The sequence below is a fragment of the Enterobacter cloacae complex sp. P18RS genome (genome assembly GCF_014982105.1).
Lineage (GTDB): Bacteria > Pseudomonadota > Gammaproteobacteria > Enterobacterales > Enterobacteriaceae > Enterobacter > Enterobacter hormaechei_C.
This window is the reverse complement of sequence record NZ_JADCKV010000050.1, coordinates 5013-9469: the sequence shown is the minus strand read 5'-3', so window position 1 is coordinate 9469 and position 4457 is coordinate 5013. Positions and strand designations below refer to the sequence as shown.

The following is a 4457-nucleotide window of genomic DNA, read 5'->3' as shown; positions in this document are numbered from 1 at the left end:
GCGGTTGATAAAGTTTATTTTCAGCATCCATATAATTCAAGTCTTTCTCTTTGATGAGAAAAGGATTACCTTCTAATATCTGCATATAATTTTTCAATACTGTTTTATGCATTCCTTCTTCTATTACTGGTTTGAAGAAATATGTCCTCGCCCATATTTCATGGTAAAGCATATTAATTGAAATGTTTTCAAACTCTCGATATCTATCCAAATCAAACCATGTTTTCACTGCTTTGGTGTCTTCTGATGTCCAACTATTCATTTTTACCCAAGATTTCATTAATGCCACTCCGTTGTAAAAAGTTTTACTTCGTAATAGCACATAAATCGAAAATAAAAAAATAACGCCTCAATTTTTTATTGAGCACGCCATTTTATTAATTAAAATCAGTTAGTTATCAAAATCAAAAGGTGCAATTCTTCTCTCAGTTGTTTCATCAAGATAATCAGCCCACCACTGCAACATCAACCTACGCTCGTCCAAATGCTCAGCTTTATGAATGTATGCGGCACGAACGGAGTTCCGCTCCTGATGGCTCATCTGCCTCTCAACAGCATCTCTCGACCACTTTCCTGACTCGATCAAAGCACTACAAGCCATCGCTCTAAAACCATGCCCACATACCTCAACAGTTGTGTCATAACCCATCGACCTTAGTGCCTTGTTGACTGTGTTTTCGCTCATAGGTTTTCTGAAATCATGATCGCCAATGAATACAAGGTCGCATTCACCGCTGATTTCTCTGATTGCTTTTAGAAGTTCTAAGGACTGACGACTTAACGGCACGAGGTGTGGGGTCTTCATTTTTGAGCCTCGATGGGAATATTTGACTCCTGGCAATGGCTCGCGTTCTCCAGGGATAGTCCACATCGCATTTTCAAAGTCGATCTCCGACCATCTTGCGAATCGGAGTTCACTGGAACGGATAAAAATGAGCAATGTCAGCTTTACGGCTAACTTCGTGAGTTTCCTACCTTTGAAGTTATCAATTCGTTCTAAGAGTTCTGAAAATCGTTCGAATGGCAAAGCAGGCCTGTGGATTCTTTTGGCTACAGCAATAGCTCCTGCCATCTCCTGAGCAGGGTTGTAATCTATCAGCCCGTTCTGGACAGCATATCGCATTACTGCCGTCGTTCTTTGCTGTAGTCGGGAAGCAACTTCCAGTCGCCCGGAAGCTTCAACAGCCTTGATAGGGGCAAGAAGATCTCTGGTATTAAGCTCGGATATTTTTCTTTTACCAATAGTAGTAAAGAGACCATCTTCCATGCTTTTTAGAACTCTCTCGCTGTGGGAATCAGACCATTTCCTTTTACAAGCAGTATGCCAGTCCCTTGCGACAGCCTCGAATGTCAAGGCTTCGCTTTGCTCGATCTTATCTGCTTTTTTCTTCTCAGAAGGGTCGATGCCATCAGATACCAACTTTTTGGCTTCATCTCGCTTCCTGCGGGCTTCACCAAGAGAGACCATTGGATAAACACCCAATGCTAAAACTTTCTGTTTGCCCCCGAAACGGTATTGGAGTCGCCAGTATTTTGAACCATTGGGATTGATCAGCAGGTGCATACCCTGCCCATCTGTGAGTTTGAAGGGTTTGTCGGAGGGCTTGGTAGTCCTAACTTTGATATCGGTGAGAGCCATCAGTTGATACCTCCAGTGTTGGTACCAAAATCAATCGAACCGGGAATACCATCAGTTATACCATCATCAGTTGGTATATGTTCAAGGAATTGAGTAGACGTGTACAGACTAAGAAAAGCCAGAAACCTGCTTAACTTACTGTTTTTATGGACTAAAGTAGACGTTAGTAGACCTGAAAAAAGCTTTGTATGGTGCCGAAGGCCGGACTCGAACCGGCACGTATTTCTACGGTTGATTTTGAATCAACTGCGTCTACCGATTTCGCCACTTCGGCACTGAAGGGGATGCGGAAACGTTGTGGATTATACCTGTCGCGCGCCGCCATGCAAGCGACGACGCGCGAAACCCGCGCTAAGTGCCCAAAAAACCAGCGCCCCTGGTTACTCCAGCTCAGACACTGCAAGACGAATCACCCCTGCCGCCTTCTGCTCCGGCAGCGCCAGCACCTTCGCCCACATGTCCTGCACCATGTCGCAGGAGAGCTTCTCCTTGCCCACCGCCTTCTCCGGCATCTGCAACAGCTGGATGTCCTCGCCGTACTTATCGGCAAGCGCCTTCATAACCGGCCGCACATCCTCGACAGCCGCCTCGCGTTCGGCCTGCGTCACGGTGTGGCGGTTTTTGCCGTAGGCCGCGCGCATCATGTCGGCGTCGGCCTGCATGCGCCGCGTCATCAGGTCTTTATCCAGCATGCGCATCGGGTTCACGCCGCCCTTCACCATCGGGTAGAGGAAGCGGAAGCAGGCGTCGTCGCTCACCTTCTGGATGGCGGCGGTCTGCTCCATGTTGATGGTCATGTAGTTCACCACGTTGGCGTCCGGGGCGTTTTGCAGGCGCGACATCTGCAAATGAAGGATCTGCGGCTGGATGGTGTCGATAATCTGCTGCTCCGGCTCGCCGGCTTTTTGCAGGGCGGTCATCTGGTCGAGGATGCGCTGATGCAGCGCGGGCTCCTGCTCCTTAATCACCTGCCAGGCAGGCATCGCGTTGAGGGTGGTATCAATCTGCGCTTCCGGAGCGCGTTGCCTGTCAAAGAACACCCAGAACGCCACGGCGGCGGCCGCGACAATAACAACGACCGTACTGATCCACGTTTTTTTCATCTCGCATCCTTATCCTTGAGTTGTGCCGGTTTACACCGGCACGCCGCTGTGGAAGCGAAACTCGTGGTCCGGTGTCGAGATAAGTGTGGCTTCAATTTCGCCAAAATGCTTTATGCGCGGTGAGATATCGTCGTCGCTCACCTGCTGGGCCAGCGTCAGGTAGTCCTGATAATGGCGCGCTTCCGAGCGCAGCAGCGAGAGATAGAACTTCTGTAAGTCATCGTCGAGGAACGGGGCCAGCGCGGCGAAGCGTTCGCAGGAACGGGCTTCGATGTAGGCGCCGCAGATGAGCTTGTCGATCAGCGTCAGCGGTTCGTGGGTGCGCACTTCCTTCAGCATCCCTTTGGCGTAGCGGCTGGCGGTGATTTTGACATACGGAATATCGCGGGCCAGCATCGCCTCACGCACCTGCCAGAAATGGTGCAGCTCCTCTTTAATCAGCAGCACCATGCTGTCGATGAGCGCCTGGCCCCACGGGTCGTCGGTTTTGGGCATCACGCTTTTGCCAATCTGCCTGTGCAGGGCGATGAAGTCCGGCTCCGGGCCGTCGCGAAAGGTGAACTGTTCGTAAGGTTTGAGCCAGTCGAGCAGCGCGTCGGCACCACTTTCGTCGGCGACGTATTTACGCACCAGCAGCAGCGCGGTCTGGGCGGCCTTGAGCTCGCACACCATGTGGTCGGTGAGCAGCAGCGGCAGGTTCGCCGGGTCGCGGGCTTTATCAATCCATGCTTGCGGGGTCGGGCACTGGAGGAAGTTAAGTACGGGGGCGAGTATCTGCGGGTAATCCATGGTTCTGCCTTGAAAAAGCGGTGGCACGCGCCACCGCCTGAAACGCTTAGTGACGCACGCCGTCGTCGTCTTCGTCGACGTAATCTTCGTCGTCGCCTTCTTCGCCGTCTTCACCGTTCGGATCTTCGAAGTAGGTTCCCCAGCCGTCGTATTCCACTTCAAACTTCTCGGCCAGGTTCATCAGCTGTTCTACCTGCGCGTCGATCAGCTCCGCCTTCAGCGCGCCTTCGCTCAGGATGTCGCAGCAGATGACGGTGTCGCCCTCTTCCACTTCCAGCTCTTCCGGCTCGGTCACTTCGTAACCCAGCTTGAAGGCTTCCACGGCCATTTTTTCCAGCGCTTCAAAGTCGTCCGCAGAGAAATGGTGCTCGATGGTGTACAGCGCGTCCGGATCGCTACCGTCTTCCAGCAGTTCTTCAATAATCAGACGCGTCTCTTCGCGTTGCTCTTCCAGTAATTCCGGGTTTGCCATGGCTCAATCCTCTTTAAAGTGCGGCAGATACTTCTATTTTCACACACGGACGGGTTTGCCTCCACCTTTGTTGGAAAGATTTGTGAAACGGGGTTGCAAATGAATAATTACACATATAAAGTGAATTTTAATTCAATAAGTGGCGTTCGCCATGTGAGGATAAAATGTCTGATCTGTACAAGAAACACTTTCTGAAATTGCTCGACTTTACCCCTGCACAGTTCACTTCTCTGCTGACCCTTGCCGCACAGCTCAAAGCCGATAAAAAAAAGGGCAAGGAAGTACAGAAGCTTACCGGTAAAAACATCGCGCTCATCTTCGAAAAAGACTCGACCCGTACACGTTGCTCTTTCGAAGTTGCCGCATTTGACCAGGGCGCACGCGTTACCTATTTAGGGCCGAGCGGCAGCCAGATTGGGCATAAAGAGTCAATTAAGGACACCGCGCGCGTGCT

The 4457-nt window shown here is 51.0% G+C and carries 5 protein-coding genes, 1 tRNA gene and 2 pseudogenes; 2 read left to right on the top strand and 6 right to left on the bottom strand.

What is annotated here, in order from left to right; all coding sequences use genetic code 11:
- The 6 genes and pseudogenes from INF61_RS22990 to rraB all read right to left on the bottom strand — a co-directional run.
- Window positions 1-229 (bottom strand): annotated as a pseudogene (locus INF61_RS22990) (DUF6387 family protein); the annotation flags it as partial.
- Between the two features lie 162 nt (window positions 230-391).
- Window positions 392-1639, bottom strand: a complete 1248-nt coding sequence (locus INF61_RS22535) for an integrase arm-type DNA-binding domain-containing protein (RefSeq protein WP_029497379.1) — start codon at window positions 1637-1639, stop codon at window positions 392-394.
- 189 nt (window positions 1640-1828) lie between these two features.
- Window positions 1829-1913 (bottom strand) — tRNA-Leu (locus INF61_RS22530).
- A 106-nt stretch (window positions 1914-2019) separates the two neighbouring features.
- On the bottom strand, window positions 2020-2742 hold the full coding sequence (locus INF61_RS22525; protein ID WP_193548140.1) for a topoisomerase II: 723 nt from the start codon (window positions 2740-2742) through the stop codon (window positions 2020-2022).
- Between the two features lie 30 nt (window positions 2743-2772).
- Entirely contained in the window at window positions 2773-3531 is a 759-nt protein-coding gene (miaE, locus tag INF61_RS22520; protein WP_193548139.1) for a tRNA isopentenyl-2-thiomethyl-A-37 hydroxylase MiaE, read from the bottom strand.
- Between the two features lie 46 nt (window positions 3532-3577).
- Window positions 3578-4003 (bottom strand): ribonuclease E inhibitor RraB, encoded by a 426-nt coding sequence (gene rraB / locus INF61_RS22515; protein ID WP_017694625.1) that lies wholly within the window; start codon window positions 4001-4003, stop codon window positions 3578-3580.
- Window positions 4004-4102: 99 nt separating this feature from the next.
- Here rraB and INF61_RS22985 point away from each other — a divergent pair, with 99 nt between their 5' ends.
- Window positions 4103-4198, top strand: a complete 96-nt coding sequence (locus INF61_RS22985; RefSeq protein ID WP_213014347.1) for a hypothetical protein — start codon at window positions 4103-4105, stop codon at window positions 4196-4198.
- A pseudogene (locus INF61_RS22980) lies at window positions 4168-4457 on the top strand (ornithine carbamoyltransferase subunit F); the annotation flags it as partial. The gene INF61_RS22985 and the pseudogene INF61_RS22980, both read left to right, overlap by 31 nt.

Excerpts from the sequence above, each read along its gene's own strand:
- INF61_RS22535 (WP_029497379.1), bottom strand. The coding sequence starts at position 1,639 with ATGGCTCTCACCGATATCAAAGTTAGGACTACCAAGCCCTCCGACAAA.
- INF61_RS22525 (WP_193548140.1), bottom strand. The coding sequence starts at position 2,742 with ATGAAAAAAACGTGGATCAGTACGGTCGTTGTTATTGTCGCGGCCGCC.
- miaE (WP_193548139.1), bottom strand. The coding sequence starts at position 3,531 with ATGGATTACCCGCAGATACTCGCCCCCGTACTTAACTTCCTCCAGTGC.
- rraB (WP_017694625.1), bottom strand. The coding sequence starts at position 4,003 with ATGGCAAACCCGGAATTACTGGAAGAGCAACGCGAAGAGACGCGTCTG.
- INF61_RS22985 (WP_213014347.1), top strand. The coding sequence starts at position 4,103 with ATGAATAATTACACATATAAAGTGAATTTTAATTCAATAAGTGGCGTT.